The sequence below is a fragment of the Mycobacterium sp. TH-M103 genome (assembly GCF_057473785.1).
Genome location: NZ_JBYCLG010000296.1, coordinates 1 through 15,885, shown reverse-complemented (window position 1 = coordinate 15,885; position 15,885 = coordinate 1). Strand labels below are relative to the sequence as shown.

Genomic DNA, 15,885 nt, shown 5'->3' with positions numbered 1-15,885 from the left:
GTGCCGTCGTCCTCGATGGAGATCTGCGCGCCGGTCTCCTCGGTGATGGCGTTGATGACCTTGCCCTTGGGGCCGATGACCTCGCCGATCTTGTCGACCGGGACCTTGATCGTGGTCACCCGCGGGGCGTAGGGGCTCATCTCGTCGGGGGCGTCGATCGCCTCGGCCATGACCTCCAGGATGGTCAGCCGGGCATCTTTGGCCTGCTCGAGCGCGCCCGCGAGCACCTGGGAGGGGATCCCGTCCAGCTTGGTGTCCAGCTGCAGGGCGGTGACCATGTCCTTGGTGCCGGCGCACTTGAAGTCCATGTCGCCGAACGCGTCCTCGGCGCCCAGGATGTCGGTCAGGGTGACGAAGCGGCGCTCGGTCTTACCGTCGATCTCGACGTCGTCGGAGACCAGGCCCATCGCGATGCCCGCCACCGGCGCCTTCAGCGGCACCCCGGCGTTGAGCAGCGCCAGGGTCGACGCGCACACCGAACCCATCGAGGTCGAGCCGTTGGAGCCCAGGGCCTCGGACACCTGACGGATCGCGTACGGGAAGTCCTCGACGCTGGGCAGCACCGGGATCAGTGCCCGCTCGGCCAGCGCGCCGTGCCCGATCTCGCGCCGCTTGGGCGAGCCGACCCGGCCGGTCTCGCCGGTGGAGAACGGCGGGAAGTTGTAGTGGTGCATGTAGCGCTTGGACGTCTCGGGCCCCAGCGAGTCGATCTGCTGGGCCATCTTGACCATGTCCAGGGTGGTGACACCCAGGATCTGGGTCTCGCCGCGCTCGAACAGCGCGCTGCCGTGCGCCCGCGGCACCACGGCCACCTCGGCGCTCAGCGCGCGGATGTCGGTGATGCCGCGGCCGTCGATGCGGAAGTGGTCGGTGAGGATGCGCTGGCGGACCAGCTTCTTGGTCAGCGACCGGAACGCGGCGCCGACCTCCTTCTCCCGGCCCGCGTAGGTCCCGGAGTTCCCGGCGAGCCGCTCGAGGACCTGCGCCTTGAGCTCGTCGGTGCGGTTGTTGCGCTCGGTCTTGTCGGCGATGGTCAGCGCGGCGGCCAGTTCGTCGGTGGCCACCGAGGAGACCGAGTAGTAGACGTCCTCGCCGTACTCGGGGAACACGGGGAACTCGCCGGTGGGCTTCGCGGCCGCGCCGGCCAGCTCCTGCTGGGCCTTGCACAGCGTGGCGATGAACGGCTTGGCGGCCTCCAGGCCTTGCGCCACAACGCTTTCCGTCGGCGCCTGGGCGCCGCCCGCGACGAGCTCGATGACGTTCTCGGTGGCTTCGGCCTCGACCATCATGATGGCCACATCCGCCTTGCCGTCTTCCTCGCCGACGATGCGCCCGGCCACCACCATGTCGAAGACGGCCCGCTCGAGCTGTTCGACCGTGGGGAAGGCGACCCAGGTGCCGTCGATGAGGGCGACGCGCACGCCGCCGATCGGGCCGGAGAACGGCAGACCGCTCAGCTGCGTGGAGGCCGACGCGGCGTTGATCGCCAGCACGTCGTAGAGGTCGTTGGGATCCAGACTCAGGATCGTCACCACGACCTGGATCTCGTTGCGCAGGCCGTCGACGAACGACGGGCGCAGCGGACGGTCGATCAGCCGGCAGGTCAGGATCGCGTCGGTGGAGGGCCGGCCTTCGCGCCGGAAGAACGAGCCGGGAATGCGGCCCGCGGCGTACATGCGCTCCTCGACGTCGACCGTCAGCGGGAAGAAGTCGAAGTGCTCGCGGGGGCTCTTGCTGGCGGTGGTCGCCGACAGCAGCATGTTCTCGTCGTCGAGGTAGGCGACCACGGCCCCGGCGGCCTGCTGGGCCAACCGGCCGGTCTCGAAGCGGATGGTGCGGGTGCCGAAACTACCGTTGTCGATGACGGCGGTCGACTCGAACACACCCTGGTCAATCTCAGATACAGACATCTGTGGGCGTACAGCCTCTCTGGGTATTCAGCTTTTTCGCGTGCTCCCGCAAGTCACCCGCGAGAGCGCGAAGAGCGAAGTCTGAATACGGCTACGGCCATCGATCGAAGCGGCCGACCTGCCCCAGATCCGGAGAGCCCGGCAGCCACTACCGAAGACCGCCCGATGCAGACTGGGCTGCTCACTCGGAGGTGCATAGTGACACGCTGGAACGGCACCCGCGGATCTGCGCGCACCGCACCGTTCGTCCGGGCCGAAACGGCCCAGAACGACCTCACTCTACACGGCCGCCGCGGGGGGCCCGAATCGCCGGGCCGACCTGCGCGCGCGGGTCAGCGACGCAGGCCCAGGCGCTCGATCAGGGAGCGGTAGCGCTCCACGTCGGTCTGGGAGACGTACTTGAGCAGCCGGCGCCGCCGCCCGACCAGCAGCAGCAGCCCCCGCCGCGAGGGGTGGTCGTGCTTGTGCACCTTGAGGGGCTCGGTCAGGTCCGAGATCCGCTTGGTCAGCAACGCCACCTGCGCCTCCGGGGACCCGGTGTCGGTGTCGTGCAGGCCGTAGGTGCCCAGGATCTCTTTTTTCTGCTCGGCTGTCAGCGCCACGAAAACAACTCCATCAATCGGTCCGCGATGAGTAGATATCCCGGCGCGGCCACCGCGAACCGCAGCCCGCGCCGATGTCGACCGGCAGTTTAGCAGCACGGCCGCCGATCAGTCCTTGAGCAGGGCGCGCGTGCGATCGGTGTCGGCGCCGATCTCCGCGACCAGATCGCTCACCGCGTCGAACCTCTTCTGGCCGCGGATGCGCGCGACGAAGTCCAGCGCCACGTGCTGTCCGTACAGGTCGGCGGACTTGTCCAGCACGAAGGCCTCGACGGTGCGGGTGCGCCCGGAGAACGTCGGGTTGGTGCCCACGGAGACCGCGGACTGGTAGCGCTCCCCCGGCACTACCGTGCCCGTCACCGGTCCGTGCCCCAGGACGGTGAACCAGGCGGCGTAAACGCCATCGGCCGGAATGGCCGAATACATCGGCGGCGCCACGTTGGCGGTCGGATAGCCCAACTCGGCGCCCCGCCCGTAGCCCCGGACCACGACACCCTCGACGCGGTGCGGGCGGCCCAGCGCCTCGGTGGCCGCCATCATGTCGCCGGCGTCCACGCAGGACCGGATGTAGGTGGAGGAGAACGTCACGTTCTCGTTGCTGTGGTGCTCGGACAGCAGCGACATCGACTCCACCGCGAATCCGAATCGCTCACCCGCCTTGCGCAGCGTGCCGACGTTACCGCCCGCCTTCCTGCCGAAGGTGAAGTTCTCCCCCACCACGACCTCGACCACGTGCAGGTGCTCCACCAGCAGTTCGTGGACGTAGCGCTCGGGCGTGAGCTTCATGAAGTCCGTCGTGAACGGCATCACCAGAAAGACGTCGATGCCCATCTCCTCGACGAGTTCGGCGCGGCGGGCCAGCGTCGTCAGCTGGGCCGGGTGGCTGCCCGGATAGACGACTTCCATCGGGTGGGGATCGAAGGTCATCAGCACGGACGGCACGTTGCGGGCCCGGGCCGCCTTGACCGCGTGGGCGATCAATTCGGCGTGCCCGCGGTGCACACCGTCGAACACGCCGATGGTGAGGACGCACCTGCCCCAGTCCGTGGGGATCTCGTCTTGGCCGCGCCAGCGCTGCACAACCGCAAGCCTACGGCGCGAGATGGCGGTGCGCGCACGGGCGGCAGGGCGGACCAGGGGTGGGATGCCTAAACTGCAGGCTTGTGAGGGCGGACGACGAGCCGGGTGGCCTGACCGCGGTCGGCCAGGACTACCTCAAGGCCATCTGGAACGCCCAGGAGTGGTCCCCGAAAGACGCCCCGCACAAGGTCAGCACCAAGATGCTGGCCGAGAAGATCGGGGTGTCGGCCAGCACGGCCTCGGAGTCGATCCGCAGACTCGCCGAGCAGGGCCTCGTCGACCACGAGAAATACGGCGCGGTGTCGCTGACCGAGGCGGGGCGGCGGGCCGCGCTGGAGATGGTGCGCCGGCACCGGCTGCTGGAGACCTTCCTGGTCAACGAGCTCGGTTACAGCTGGGACGAGGTTCACGACGAGGCCGAGGTGCTCGAACACGCGGTTTCGGACCGCCTGGTGGCCCGCATCGACGCCAAGCTGGGATTCCCGCAGCGCGACCCGCACGGCGACCCGATCCCGGCCTCCGACGGGCAGGTGCCCACGCCGCCGGCGCGCCAATTGTGGGCCTGCGCCGACGGCGACCTCGGCACCGTGGCGCGCATCTCCGATGCCGACCCGGAGATGCTGCGCTATTTCGCCGACGTCGGGATCAACCTCGACTCGCGGCTGCGGGTGCTGACCCGGCGCGAGTTCGCGGGCATGATCTCGGTGGCGATCGAGGCCGCCGACGGCGCCGAGGCGACGGTCGACCTGGGCAGCCCGGCGGCCCGGGCGATCTGGGTGGTGGGCTGACCGGCGCCCGTCAGCCGGCCGCCAGGCCCCTGGCGATGTGGGTGCCCCGAACCTGCGAGGCGATCCGCTGTCCGGTGTGCAACGGGCCCCGGGAGAGTTCGCGCAGGAGCGCGATGCCAGGACGACAGTATTCGTGCAGGGCGATAATTTGCGCGTCCCCGATAAAGAACGGGAATTATTGGCCGAATTCGCCGGCCGCGAGAAATGCTTCGGGTAATTATTCCCGACGCAAATGCGCAACTCCGGACCCTATGTATCGCCCCTGCCGATGGCACCGGAATATAAGCGCCCCACCCTCGACTCCCGGACTTTGATTGATCACAGCTATCAAGCGATTCGAATCCTGTCTTGGACGGCGACGGCATTGTTTGAGCACAATCTTGGTGATAGCCCCCTCACGCGCACAAACTTTCACCGCCCCGGAATTTTCACTTCCCCGGGATTTTCATTGCTCCGAGATTTCTCGGATCGATCGGCCAAAGGAGGGCCAAAGGAGGGCCAAAGGAGGGATTGTGACCAAACTCGTGGTCGCGGCGCGATACGGCGTCTGGGGAGCTGGGATGCTGCTCGCGGCGAGCATGTCCTGCCCCCAGGTGGCCGTGTCGCGTGCCGACCCGACCAGACCGGCCGAGCCTGACGTGGTGGGCTATGCGACCACGGCAGCGCCTGTCGTATGTCGAAGCCTGGACATCCGCCCGACGCTGCGCGGGGTCCTGTTGGCGATCCAGGACGTGATGGACCAGTCGGGTTTCAGCAGCCGCCAGGCCAGTCAAGTGGTCACGCTCTCGGTCACCGACCAATGCCCCCGCCATACCCACCTGCTCGAGGAGATGGTCGCGCTGGTGGAGAACAAAGGCGAGCAACTGATGTGACTGCGGTCCGACTCATTCCGGTCCGGCCTACAGCTTCGCCGGGCGGATCACCACCACCGACTTCGTCCGCACGCCCTCGTCGCGCAGCAGCGCCATCACGCGGCCGTCGGGACCGCAGGCGGCGTAGACGCCGTCGATGCCGGCCGGCGCCAGGGGCCGGCCGTGGCCGGTGGCCTCGGCCTCCGCGGCGGTCAGGCCGCGGCGGGCGAACATCAGCAGGCAGGCCTCGTCCAGCGTGTAGGTCAGCCGGGGCTGCTCGGCCAGGTCGTCGAGCGAGCTCGCCTGGTCCAGGCCGAAGCGGCCGACGCGGGTGCGCCGCAACGACGTCAGATGCCCGCCCACGCCCAGCGCGGCGCCCAGGTCTCGGGCCAGCGCCCGGATGTAGGTCCCCGAGGAGCAGTCGACCTCGACGTCCAGGTCGACACACTCGCCGTGGGACCGGCGCCCCACCACGTCGAAGCGGTCGATGCGCACCGGCCTGGCCGCGAGTTCGACGGAACGGCCCTCGCGGACCAGACGATAGGCGCGCCGGCCGTCCACCTTGATGGCGCTGACGGCCGAGGGCACCTGCTCGATGTCGCCGCGCAACCCCTCGACCGCGGCCGCGATCGCCGCGTCGGTCAGGTGGCCGGCCGGGACGCCCTCCAGCAGTTCGCCGTCGGCGTCCTCGGTGGACGTGGTCTGCCCCAGGCGCACGGTGGCCGCATACGACTTCGGGGCCGCCGTCAGCAGGCCGAGGATCTTGGTGGCGCGGTCGATGCCGATGACCAGCACGCCGGTGGCCATCGGGTCCAGCGTGCCGGCATGCCCCACCCTGCGCGTGGCGAAGACGCGCCGACAGCGCGCCACCACGTCGTGGCTGGTCATCCCGGCCGGCTTGTCGACGACGACCAGTCCCGGCTCGGGTCCGGCCCCACCGGGACCTGCGCTCATAGGACGATCGCGGTGAGCACCAGCCCGCGCTCGACCGACCAGCGGCCCCGCAGCGCGGTCAGCGGCGGACCCGACAGCGCCTGTCCGTCGACCAGGATCTTCGAGACGAACGTCCCAACGGTCCCGGCCCGGGCCGGGTCGACGTCGAACACGATGTGCGCGTCCTCGAAACCGAGCCATCTGTTGGTCAACGGAAACCACGCCTTGTACGTCGCCTCCTTGGCGCAGAACAGGATCCGGTCCCAGTGCAGCCCGTCGGGCAACGCGGCGATCTCGTGGCGCTCCTCGGTCAGCGTGATCGCGTCCAGCACCCCGTCCGGCAGCACGTCGTGCGGTTCGGCGTCGATGCCGACCGAACGCACCGCGCCGGCGCGGCCCACCACCGCCCCGCGGTAGCCCGCGCAGTGGGTGAGGCTGCCCACCACGCCGTCGGGCCAGCACGGTTGCCCCTTGTCGCCCTTGAGGATCGGCACCGGCGGCAGGCCGAGCTCGCCGAGCGCGATCCGCGCGCAGTGCCGCGCGGTGACGAACTCGTTGCGCCGCTTGGCGACCGACTTGGCGATCAACGGCTCCTCTTCGGGCAGCGGGGCCAGGCCGGGCGGGTCGGAGTAGAGCTCCGAATACGCCAGGTCCCGCGACACGGTCTCCGGCAGCACCGCCGACACCAGCATGCGCGCCGTCATCGCGACTGCCGCTGCCGCACTCGTTCCCGGAACTTGGCGGCCTGCTCCCGCATCTGCGGGGTGATCTCGAAGTGGCCGCCGAAGTCGTTGAGGTAGCCGGGCGGGTACCGGGGGTCGGGCAGCACCTGGCGCAGCCAGCTGTAGGGCGTGCGGCGCCGCCACTCCCGCGGGTAGCCCACCGACACCTCCTCGAAGCGCACGTCGTCGTACCAGGTGGTGCGCGGGATGTGCAGGTGGCCGTACACCGAGCACACGGCGTTGTAGCGGGTGTGCCAGTCGGCGGTCTTGGTGGTCCCGCACCACAGCGAGAACTCCGGGTAGAACAACGCGTCGCAGGGCTCGCGGACCAGCGGGAAATGGTTCACCAACACGGTCGGGGTCATCCAGTCGAGATCTTCGAGCCGGGCGCGGGTTTTCGCCAGCCGGTCCCGGCACCAGGCATCGCGGGTGGCGTAGGGCTCCGAGGACAACAGGAATTCGTCGGTGGCCACCACGTTGCGCTCCCGCGCGATCGCCAGGCCCTCGGCCTTGGTCGCGGCCCCCTCCGGCAGGAAGCTGTAGTCGTAGAGCAAGAACATCGGCACGATCGTGGCCGGCCCGCCACGTTCGGTCCACACCGGGAACGGATGCTCGGGCGTGACCACGCCCATCTGGTCGCACATGTGCACCAGATACTCGTAGCGGCTCCGCCCGAAGATCTGCTTGGGGTCCCGATTCGTGGTCCACAGCTCGTGGTTGCCCGGCACCCAGATCACCTTGGCGAACCGCCGCCGCAGCAGGTCCAGCGTCCAGTGGATCTCGTCGGTGCGTTCGGCGACGTCGCCCGCGACGATCAGCCAGTCGTCCGGCGACGACGGGTGCAGTGACTCGGCGATCGGCTTGTTGCCCAGGTGCCCGGTGTGCAGGTCGGACACCGCCCACAGGGTCGGTTGAGGCGTCGGCTGCCCCCCGCTCGTCGATTCCTGCCCGGCCATGACCAACCAGCCTAACGATCCGCACCGGACGAGCCCTGGCGTGCCCGGGCGGTACCCGGGTTCGGCTGTGACGGCGACCACGCGACTTGTACACTCCCGGGCAAGGGACCGCCGAGGGCATCAGGGGGTGACGTGTTCGCCAACGTGCGTCTGATGGGGGCACTGGGGGCACTGTTCGCAGCGGTCCTTATGGGCGCGCTGGGCTGGCAGGGCGCCCCCGCACCGGTCGCGCCGGGCCGCGCGGGGCCCGTGGAGCTGCGGTCGACGGGGCAGCCGCTGGAAACGACGATGAAGAGCCCGATCCTGGCGACCACCGACCCGCGGCCGTTCGACGCCTGCGAGGACATCCCGTTCGACGCCCTGCAACGGCTGGGCCTGGCATTCACCCCGCCCGAACACGAGGACGGCCTGCGCTGCCACTTCGATGCGGGCAACTACCAGCTGGCCGTGGAGCCCATCATCTGGCGCACCTATGCGCAGACGCTGCCCCCCGACGCGGTCGAGACCACGATCGCGGGCCACCGCGCCGCGCAGTACTGGGTGATGAAGCCGACCTATCACAACGACTTCTGGTACCGGTCCTGCATGATCGTGCTCAAGACCAGCTACGGGCTGCTCCAGCAGGCGCTGTTCTACTCGACCGTGTACTCCGACCCCGACGTCGACTGCATGGCGACCAACCTGCAACGCGCCAACGACCTCGCCCCGTACTACAAGTTCTAATCCGGCCCTCCTGGGCCTAGCCTGAGCACGGTGAGTACCACAGCGGCCCGCCGCGCCCGGCCCACCCTGCGCACCCTGACCCGGCAGGCCGGCGAGCGCGCCCTGAGCCGGCTGCTGGGTCTGCCTCGCGCGAGCACGGACTACACCGTGAACCGCGTCGAGATCCCGATGCGCGACGGGGCGCGGCTGGTGGCCGACCACTACGCCCCGCTGACCGCAGCCCCGGCGGGAACCCTGCTGGTGCGCGGGCCCTATGGGCGGAAGTTCCCGTTCTCCATCGCGTTCGGCCGGCCCTACGCCGCCCGGGGCTACCACGTCGTGCTGCAGAGCGTGCGCGGCACGTTCGGGTCGGGCGGCGCGTTCGAGCCGATGGTCAACGAGGCCGCCGACGGCGCCGACACGGCCGCCTGGCTGCGTGAGCAGTCGTGGTTCACCGGCAGCTTCGCCACCGTCGGCGTGTCGTATCTGGGTTTCACCCAGTGGGCGCTCCTGCAGGATCCACCGCCCGAACTGGCCGCGGCCGTCATCACCGCCGGCCCCCACGATTTCAACGCCGCGGTCTGGGACACCGGCGCGTTCACCGTCAACGACTTCCTGGGCTGGAGCGATCTGGTCGCCCACCAGGAGGACCCCCAGCGCGTCCGGACCGCGATCCGCCAGATCCGGGCCCGCCACAAGGTCGCGCAGGCGGCCGCCGCGCTGCCGATGGAAGCCGGGGCGCGGACCCTGCTGGGCGAGGGCGCTCCGTGGTTCGAATCGTGGGTCGAACACACCGACCCGAAGGATCCGTTCTGGAATGGGCTGCGGTTCGCCGAGGCGCTGGACCGCGTGCGCGTACCGGTGCTGCTGGTGGGCGGCTGGCAGGACATCTTCCTGCGGCAGACCCTGCAGCAGTACGCGCGCCTGCGCGACCGGGGCGTCGACGTCGCGCTGACGGTCGGGCCGTGGGCGCACACCCAGCTGCTCACCAAGGGGCTGGCCACCAACCTGCGGGAATCCCTGGACTGGCTCGACGCCCACCTGGGCAGCGCGCCGGCGTCGCGGCGGCCCGGTCCCGTCCGCGTCTGCGTCACCGGCCAGGGCTGGCGCACCCTTGCCCACTGGCCGCCGGCCACCGCCGAACGCGCGCTCTACCTGCGACCGGGCGGCCACCTGGGCGAGACGACACCGGCGGACCTGACGGAGGTGCCCCCGGCGACGTTCCACTACGACCCCACCGACCCGACGCCCACCGTCGGCGGTCCGCTGCTCTCGCCGGGCGCCGGCTACCGCGACGACAGCCGGCTGGCGGCCCGCGACGACGTGCTGGCCTTCACCAGCGCCACCCTCACCCACGACCTGTGCGTGTACGGGAACCCGGTGGCCGAGCTGGCACACACCTCGGACAACCCGCACGTGGACCTGTTCGTGCGGGTCAGCGAGGTGGACGCCAAAGGCCGGTCCCGCAACGTCAGCGAGGGCTACCGGCGGCTGGACGCCACGGGCGCGGCGGCCGGCCCGGTCCGCGTCGAACTCGACGCGATCGCCCACCGCTTCCGGGCCGGCTCCCGCATCCGCGTCCTGCTCGCCGGCGGCTGGTTCCCGCGCTATGCGCGCAACCTGGGCACCGGCGAACCGGTGCTGACCGGTCGGCGGTCCGAGCCGGCGACCCACGCGGTGCGCTACGGGCGTTCCCGGCTGCTGCTGCCGGTGGGTCCGCCCGACGTGTCAGCCGACCGCGTCGCGGACCCGGCGGGCGACCTCGGTTAGCGCGGCTTCGTCGTCAACCGGCGCCCCCAGCGCCGGCCTCAGCGGAAGCTCCACCCAGCTGGTGCACCCCCCGTAGCCGGGGTCGCGGGCGATCCGCACCGGCTCGGACAACGGGACCACCGACACCACCAGCACCGCCAGCTTGTGTTTCGGCCGGAAGTCGAGCCGGTCGGCGCGCACCGACTCCGCGGTCCAGATGTGCAGGTCCTCGATCGCCGCGAGCCCGTCGGGCCGGTTGACCTCTTGTGCGGCAACAACTTTCGCTGCAGCTCGCACCACGAGGTGATCGTCGGTGCTGTCGGCGGCCGCGGGTTGCAGCAGGTCGCGGTGCTCGGGGCGGACGCGCTCGGCGTGGCTGTGCGCGACCGTGGGGAACAGCAGGAACTCCCGGGCCGCCAGCTCGAACCGTTTCTCCCCGATGCCGCCCTTGCGCAGCAGCACCCGCTGCCGACCGTCCAGCAGCGCATGCACGACCGCGCTCCATTCCTTGAGCGCGGGCATCGTCGCGGTGGAGGTCATCTCGCGCCGGCCAGTCGGACGACCACCTCGGGCCGACGCAACGGTGGGCACGTACTGACCCGCCGCCGCCGCGATCTCTTCGGCCGTGGCCGCCGGCTGTAAACCGCGCAGTTCGGTGATGTTCCGGCTCATGTCTTCAACGATAGGCGCGGCCTGCGCCTACCAAACCGTGACCGGGCGCGGATGCCGATGGCTGCGCAGCCGACGGTCTTTGGTCACCAGGCGCCAGCCATGTTCGACGGCGGTGGCGTAGATCAGGCGGTCGGCCGGATCGCCGGGAAACGACGACGGGAGCGACACCGCGGTGGCGGCGACCGATGGGGTGATGCTGGCAGTGCGGACATGCTCGGCGAGCAACTGAAGCCACGAACGCATGGGAATCGTCAGCTGGATGCGTTCGTGCTCGGCGAGCCAAGCCAGCTCGAACCATGTGATCGCGGCGACCGCAAGTTCGTCGGCCTCTTCGACAGCCCGGCTGGCTACCTTGCTGAGGCGGCCCGGTTCGGCTGACCACCAATGGATCACGTGCGAGTCGAGCAACACCGTTGTCATGAGGCGTTCCAGGATGCCCCGGTGGTGAAGAGTTGGTCTTCGTCGGCGGCCGTCATCGCCACTCCCGACAACCGACCTTTGAGAGCATGGGACCCGGGCGCTGGTACTAGACGGGCTATCGCTCGGCCGTGTTTTGTGATCTCGATTTCCCCGCCTACCGCCACTTCGTCAAGCAACGCAAGGATCTTGGCCTTCACCTCGGTAGCGGTCATCTTTCTGGTCATCGTGTCAGTTTACTGGTCGGCAGGGTGTGCGCGGTCGCCGCCGGAAGCCACTGACTACGGTGATCGCATGACCGACGACATCCTGCTGACCGGCACCGAAGACCGAATCCGCACCCTGACCCTCAACCGGCCGCAGTCGCGCAACGCGCTGTCCTCGGCCTTGCGGGACCGCTTCTTCGAGGCCCTGGCCGCCGCCGAAACCGATGACGACGTCGACGTCGTCATCGTGACCGGGGCCGACCCCGTCTTCTGCGCGGGTCTGGACCTCAAGGAGCTCGGCGAGCGGTCGGCGCTTCCCGACATCTCGCCGCGGTGGCCGTCGATGACCAAACCGGTGATCGGGGCGATCAACGGTGCCGCGGTCACCGGTGGGCTGGAGCTGGCGCTGTACTGCGACATCCTGATCGCCTCGGAGCGCGCGCGCTTCGCCGACACGCACGCCCGCGTCGGCCTGCTCCCCACGTGGGGGCTGAGCGTGCGGTTGCCGCAGAAGGTGGGCGTCGGAGTGGCCCGGCGCATGAGCATGACCGGTGACTACCTGTCAGCCGCCGACGCGCTGCGCGCCGGGCTGGTGACCGAGGTGGTGCCGCACGAGCAGCTGCTGAGCACCGCCCGGGCCGTGGCGGCGTCCATCGTCGGCAACAACCAGGGCGCGGTGCGGGCGTTGCTGGCGTCCTACCACCGGATCGACGAGGACCAGACCAGCCCGGGCCTGTGGCTGGAAGCCATGGCGGCCAGGCAATACCGGACCACCGGCGAGGACATCGCCGCCAACCGCGAGGCGGTGCTGCAGCGCGGGCGCGCCCAGGTGCGCTAGCCGCGGCGGCCGGTGATCGCCAGGGGACACAAAAGCCAATACGATCCCAACAACCAAAGGTTCGGGAGCGCAGGAGGCATCGGTGCGTGCTGTCGTCGATCTCACCGCGCGGGCGCCCGGCGTGCTGGCGCTGGTGGCGGCCACCGCGATGGTCTTCGCGATCGCGGCGGCCGCACCGCGGGCGGGCGCCCAGCCCCCGCCCGGATTTCCCAACCTCGACGATTTCAGCGCGGTCCCCGCGGACGGCTACCTCACCGCAGCCGGCCCCCACACGTCCCCCCGGATAAGTTTCTCCACCCCGAACAACCTGGTATGCGACTTCTACGGCGGGCCGGCGCCCGCGCCGCGCCCCTCACAGGACATCAAATGCACCGGCGACATGCCGGGAATGAGCGACGTCCCCTTCCCCGGCGGCGGCCATCCCCGGCCGGGCGACTGCGTGGTAGGAGCCGTGACCTTCAAAGGGCCCGGCTACGAGTTGAGCCGCATGTCCTACGGCGGCTGCGACGGCAACCCTGCCTCGCTGCCCTCGAACGGCAAACTGCTGGGCCTGGGCCAGAAGGTGTCGTACCTGAACGTGACGTGCGCCGTGGGCGGCGACAACCTCGTCGCCTGCCTGGACGCCACCAGCGGAGACCACGGGTTCGTTCTGCAGCGCTCCGGCAGCTGGGCGTTCTAGCCGGGCCGGTCCTCAGCCGAGGGCGGCGCGCAGCGACGCCACCACATCGTCGATCGGGCCCGCGACCGAGTAGCCGGCCGCCAACCGGTGACCGCCGCCGCCGAAGCCGGACGCGACCGCGACCAGATCCACGTCCTTGGACCGCATCGACACCGACCACTGCCGCGGCTCGACCTCCTTGAAGACCGCCGCCACCTCGGCCTGCTGCGTGGTGCGCACGATGTCGATGATGCTCTCGACCTCCTCGGCCCGCGAGCGCACCCAATCCCTGTTCTCGACGACCGCATACACCAGCCCCCGGCCGCCGACCGCGTCGGGCAGCAACCGCGCCGAGCCCAGCACCCGCGACAGCAGCGGCAGCCACACGAACGGATGGGTGTCCATCAGCGTCCGGCTGATAGTGGCGTTGTCCACCCCAGCCTCCACCAGCCGGGCCGCCAACCGCAGCGCGCGGGCGCTGGCCCAGCGGAACGACCCGGTGTCGGTGGTCAGCCCGGCGTAGATGCAGTGCGCGATGTCCCGGTCGATCGGTTGGCCCCACGCGTCGAACAGGTCGGCGACCATCATCGTCGTGGAATCCGCCGACTGGTCGACGAAATTCGCGGTGCCGAACATCTCGTTGGAGGCGTGGTGGTCGATGACCAGCAGCTGAGGGGCCGACGTGGCCAGCCCGCACAACCCGCCCAGCCTCTTGGCGCTCGGGACGTCGACGGTCACAGCCAGGTCGGCGTCGGCTCGCATCGCGTCGGGGGCGACCAGCAGGTGGCATCCGGGCAGCGACGCCAGCGACTCCGGCAGCGTGGCCGGCGCGGCGAAGCTGACCTCGACGCGCTTGCCGCGCGCATCCAGCGCCAGCGCCAGCGCCAGCCCGGCGCCGAGAGTGTCGGCGTCCGGATGGACGTGGGAGATCACCGCGACCGCCGCTGCATCCGCCAGCAGCCCGGCCGCGCCGAGCGCGTCCACGGAACGGCCCCGCGCGTCCGCGCACGGGGCAACGACGACCTCAGTCCCGGGATCGATCGCCCTCACCGCTGTCCTCGGCGGCCGCGCCGTCACCCGACCCGGTGTCGCGATAGGGATCGGCCTCGCCGGCGGGCTTGGCCCCCACCCGGACCCGCGCCAGATCGGCGTCCGCGGCACGGGCGCGGGCGAGCAACTCGTCCATCCGCTGCACGGTGTCCGACGTGGTGTCCCGGGCGAACGTCAGCGTGGGGGTGAAACGCACCCCGGTGCCCGCCCCGACCTTGGTGCGCAGCGTGCCCCTGGCCCGTTCCAGCGCGGCCGCGGCGGCGTCGTAGTCCGGCTCGTCATCGAGGGTGGGTCCCATCACGGTGTAGAACACGGTCGCGTCGTGCAGGTCCGCCGTCACCTTCGTGTCGACGATCGTCACCCCGGCCAGCCCCGGGTCCTTGATCTCGAACTCGATCGCCGAGGCGACGATCGTGTTGATCCGTTTGGCCAGGCGGCGCGCCCGTGCGGGGTCCGCCATTATGACTTCACCGCCCTCTCCTCATCACTACGTTCTGCATCGTCGGTGGTGGTCAGGTCCGTTCCTTCTGCACCAGCTCGTAGGACTCGATTATGTCGCCTTCCTTGATGTCGGAATAGCCGAGCGTCATACCGCACTCGAAGCCCTCGCGGACCTCGGTCACGTCGTCCTTCTCCCGGCGCAGCGAGTTGATCGTGAGGTTCTCGGTGACCACGACGTTGTCGCGCAACAGGCGGGCCTTGGCGTTGCGGCGAACCACCCCGGAGCTGATCATGCAGCCCGCGATGATGCCCACCTTGGAGGACCGGAAGATCGCGCGAATCTCCGCGCGGCCCAGCTCGTTCTCCTCGTAGATCGGCTTGAGCATGCCGCGCAGGGCCTTCTCGATCTCGTCGATCGCCTGGTAGATCACCGAGTAGTAGCGGATCTCCACACCCTCGCGGTTGGCGAGCTCGGTCGCCTTGCCCTCGGCGCGCACGTTGAACCCGATGATCACCGCGTCCGAGGCCGACGCCAGGTTGACGTTGGTCTCGGTGATGCCACCGACGCCGCGGTCGATGACGCGCAGCGCCACCTCGTCGTCCACCTGAATCCCCATCAGGGCCTCTTCCAGCGCCTCGACGGTACCGGCGTTGTCGCCCTTGAGGATCAGGTTCAGCTGGCTGGTTTCCTTCAGCGCCGAGTCCAGGTCCTCCAGGCTGATCCGCTTGCGGGAGCGCGCGGCCAGGGCGTTGCGCTTACGCGCGCTGCGCCGGTCGGCGATCTGGCGGGCGATGCGGTCCTCGTCGACGACCAGGAAGTTGTCCCCGGCGCCGGGCACCGACGTGAAGCCGATGACCTGCACCGGACGCGACGGCAGCGCCTCCTCGACGTCCTCGCCGTGCTCGTCGACCATGCGGCGGACCCGGCCGTAGGCGTCGCCGGCGACCACCGAGTCGCCGACGCGCAGCGTGCCGCGTTGCACCAGCACCGTGGCCACCGGCCCCCGACCGCGGTCCAGATGCGCCTCGATCGCCACGCCCTGGGCCTCCATCTCGGGGTTGGCCCGCAGGTCCAGGGCGGCGTCGGCGGTCAGCAACACCGCCTCGAGCAACTGCTCGATGTTGGTGCCCTGCTTGGCCGAGATGTCGACGAACATCGTCTCGCCGCCGAATTCCTCAGCCACCAAACCGTATTCGGTGAGCTGCCCGCGAATCTTGGCCGGGTCGGCGCCCTCGACGTCGATCTTGTTGACCGCCACCACGATCGGCACGTCGGCGGCCTGCGCGTGGTTGATGGCCTCCACCGTCTG

18 protein-coding genes are annotated in these 15,885 nt (G+C 70.0%); 6 read left to right on the top strand and 12 right to left on the bottom strand.

The window, feature by feature from the left end; translation table 11 throughout:
* The 3 genes from AC2VOR_RS16700 to AC2VOR_RS16690 form a co-directional block, all read right to left on the bottom strand.
* A partial coding sequence (locus tag AC2VOR_RS16700; RefSeq protein WP_486964154.1) for a polyribonucleotide nucleotidyltransferase occupies nucleotides 1–1,910 on the bottom strand: 1,910 nt, incomplete at its 3' end.
* Between the two features lie 332 nt (nucleotides 1,911–2,242).
* Entirely contained in the window at nucleotides 2,243–2,512 is a 270-nt protein-coding gene (gene rpsO / locus AC2VOR_RS16695) for a 30S ribosomal protein S15 (RefSeq protein ID WP_486964153.1), read from the bottom strand.
* A 108-nt stretch (nucleotides 2,513–2,620) separates the two neighbouring features.
* Entirely contained in the window at nucleotides 2,621–3,592 is a 972-nt protein-coding gene (locus AC2VOR_RS16690; protein ID WP_369739455.1) for a bifunctional riboflavin kinase/FAD synthetase, read from the bottom strand.
* Between the two features lie 83 nt (nucleotides 3,593–3,675).
* On the opposite strand from AC2VOR_RS16690, the gene mntR reads away from it, so the two are divergent.
* Both mntR and AC2VOR_RS16680 read left to right on the top strand, forming a co-directional pair.
* Nucleotides 3,676–4,380 carry a manganese-binding transcriptional regulator MntR gene (mntR, locus tag AC2VOR_RS16685; protein WP_369739456.1) on the top strand — a complete coding sequence of 235 codons (705 nt, stop codon included), beginning with the start codon at nucleotides 3,676–3,678 and terminating at the stop codon, nucleotides 4,378–4,380.
* 512 nt (nucleotides 4,381–4,892) lie between these two features.
* A complete protein-coding gene (locus AC2VOR_RS16680) occupies nucleotides 4,893–5,252 on the top strand; it encodes a hypothetical protein (protein WP_369739457.1) in 360 nt (119 codons plus the stop codon).
* A 27-nt stretch (nucleotides 5,253–5,279) separates the two neighbouring features.
* Here AC2VOR_RS16680 and truB read toward each other — a convergent pair whose 3' ends face one another.
* Genes truB through AC2VOR_RS16665 form a run of 3 tightly spaced genes read right to left on the bottom strand, consistent with a single transcriptional unit; the run spans nucleotide 5,280 to nucleotide 7,842 of the window.
* Nucleotides 5,280–6,185, bottom strand: a complete 906-nt coding sequence (truB, locus tag AC2VOR_RS16675; RefSeq protein ID WP_369741670.1) for a tRNA pseudouridine(55) synthase TruB — start codon at nucleotides 6,183–6,185, stop codon at nucleotides 5,280–5,282.
* Nucleotides 6,182–6,868, bottom strand: coding sequence for a 4'-phosphopantetheinyl transferase PptT (gene pptT, locus AC2VOR_RS16670; RefSeq protein ID WP_486964152.1), 687 nt, complete (start codon nucleotides 6,866–6,868; stop codon nucleotides 6,182–6,184). The genes truB and pptT overlap by 4 nt, the downstream gene beginning before the upstream one ends.
* Nucleotides 6,865–7,842 (bottom strand): metallophosphoesterase family protein, encoded by a 978-nt coding sequence (locus AC2VOR_RS16665; protein ID WP_486964151.1) that lies wholly within the window; start codon nucleotides 7,840–7,842, stop codon nucleotides 6,865–6,867. The genes pptT and AC2VOR_RS16665 overlap by 4 nt, the downstream gene beginning before the upstream one ends.
* 132 nt (nucleotides 7,843–7,974) lie before the next feature.
* Between AC2VOR_RS16665 and AC2VOR_RS16660 the strand changes: the two genes are divergently transcribed.
* Together AC2VOR_RS16660 and AC2VOR_RS16655 are read left to right on the top strand one after the other, a co-directional pair.
* Nucleotides 7,975–8,565: a DUF3558 domain-containing protein gene (locus AC2VOR_RS16660; RefSeq protein ID WP_369739458.1), complete on the top strand. Its 591-nt coding sequence runs from the start codon at nucleotides 7,975–7,977 to the stop codon at nucleotides 8,563–8,565.
* A 30-nt stretch (nucleotides 8,566–8,595) separates the two neighbouring features.
* Entirely contained in the window at nucleotides 8,596–10,314 is a 1,719-nt protein-coding gene (locus AC2VOR_RS16655; RefSeq protein ID WP_369739459.1) for a CocE/NonD family hydrolase, read from the top strand.
* Here AC2VOR_RS16655 and AC2VOR_RS16650 read toward each other — a convergent pair.
* The 3 genes from AC2VOR_RS16650 to AC2VOR_RS16640 are packed head-to-tail and all read right to left on the bottom strand — an operon-like array spanning nucleotide 10,273 to nucleotide 11,597.
* Nucleotides 10,273–10,965, bottom strand: coding sequence for a DUF1802 family protein (locus AC2VOR_RS16650; protein WP_369739460.1), 693 nt, complete (start codon nucleotides 10,963–10,965; stop codon nucleotides 10,273–10,275). The genes AC2VOR_RS16655 and AC2VOR_RS16650 overlap by 42 nt on opposite strands.
* A gap of 27 nt (nucleotides 10,966–10,992) precedes the next feature.
* Nucleotides 10,993–11,385 (bottom strand): type II toxin-antitoxin system VapC family toxin, encoded by a 393-nt coding sequence (locus tag AC2VOR_RS16645; RefSeq protein ID WP_369739461.1) that lies wholly within the window; start codon nucleotides 11,383–11,385, stop codon nucleotides 10,993–10,995.
* Nucleotides 11,382–11,597, bottom strand: a complete 216-nt coding sequence (locus AC2VOR_RS16640; protein ID WP_369741672.1) for a type II toxin-antitoxin system Phd/YefM family antitoxin — start codon at nucleotides 11,595–11,597, stop codon at nucleotides 11,382–11,384. The genes AC2VOR_RS16645 and AC2VOR_RS16640 overlap by 4 nt, the downstream gene beginning before the upstream one ends.
* A 79-nt stretch (nucleotides 11,598–11,676) precedes the next feature.
* Between AC2VOR_RS16640 and AC2VOR_RS16635 the strand changes: the two genes are divergently transcribed.
* The gene (locus tag AC2VOR_RS16635) at nucleotides 11,677–12,426 is read left to right on the top strand and encodes an enoyl-CoA hydratase (RefSeq protein ID WP_369739462.1); all 750 of its coding nucleotides are present in this window, start codon (nucleotides 11,677–11,679) and stop codon (nucleotides 12,424–12,426) included.
* A gap of 82 nt (nucleotides 12,427–12,508) precedes the next feature.
* Nucleotides 12,509–13,105: a hypothetical protein gene (locus AC2VOR_RS16630; RefSeq protein ID WP_486964150.1), complete on the top strand. Its 597-nt coding sequence runs from the start codon at nucleotides 12,509–12,511 to the stop codon at nucleotides 13,103–13,105.
* 12 nt (nucleotides 13,106–13,117) lie between these two features.
* Here the strand turns inward: AC2VOR_RS16630 and AC2VOR_RS16625 are convergent, their stop codons facing one another.
* The 3 genes from AC2VOR_RS16625 to infB form a co-directional block, all read right to left on the bottom strand.
* Nucleotides 13,118–14,134 (bottom strand): DHH family phosphoesterase, encoded by a 1,017-nt coding sequence (locus tag AC2VOR_RS16625; RefSeq protein WP_486964149.1) that lies wholly within the window; start codon nucleotides 14,132–14,134, stop codon nucleotides 13,118–13,120.
* Complete coding sequence (rbfA, locus tag AC2VOR_RS16620; RefSeq protein ID WP_486964148.1) at nucleotides 14,109–14,594, bottom strand: 30S ribosome-binding factor RbfA; 486 nt, start codon at nucleotides 14,592–14,594, stop codon at nucleotides 14,109–14,111. The genes AC2VOR_RS16625 and rbfA overlap by 26 nt, the downstream gene beginning before the upstream one ends.
* A 52-nt stretch (nucleotides 14,595–14,646) precedes the next feature.
* A partial coding sequence (gene infB / locus AC2VOR_RS16615; protein ID WP_486964147.1) for a translation initiation factor IF-2 occupies nucleotides 14,647–15,885 on the bottom strand: 1,239 nt, incomplete at its 5' end.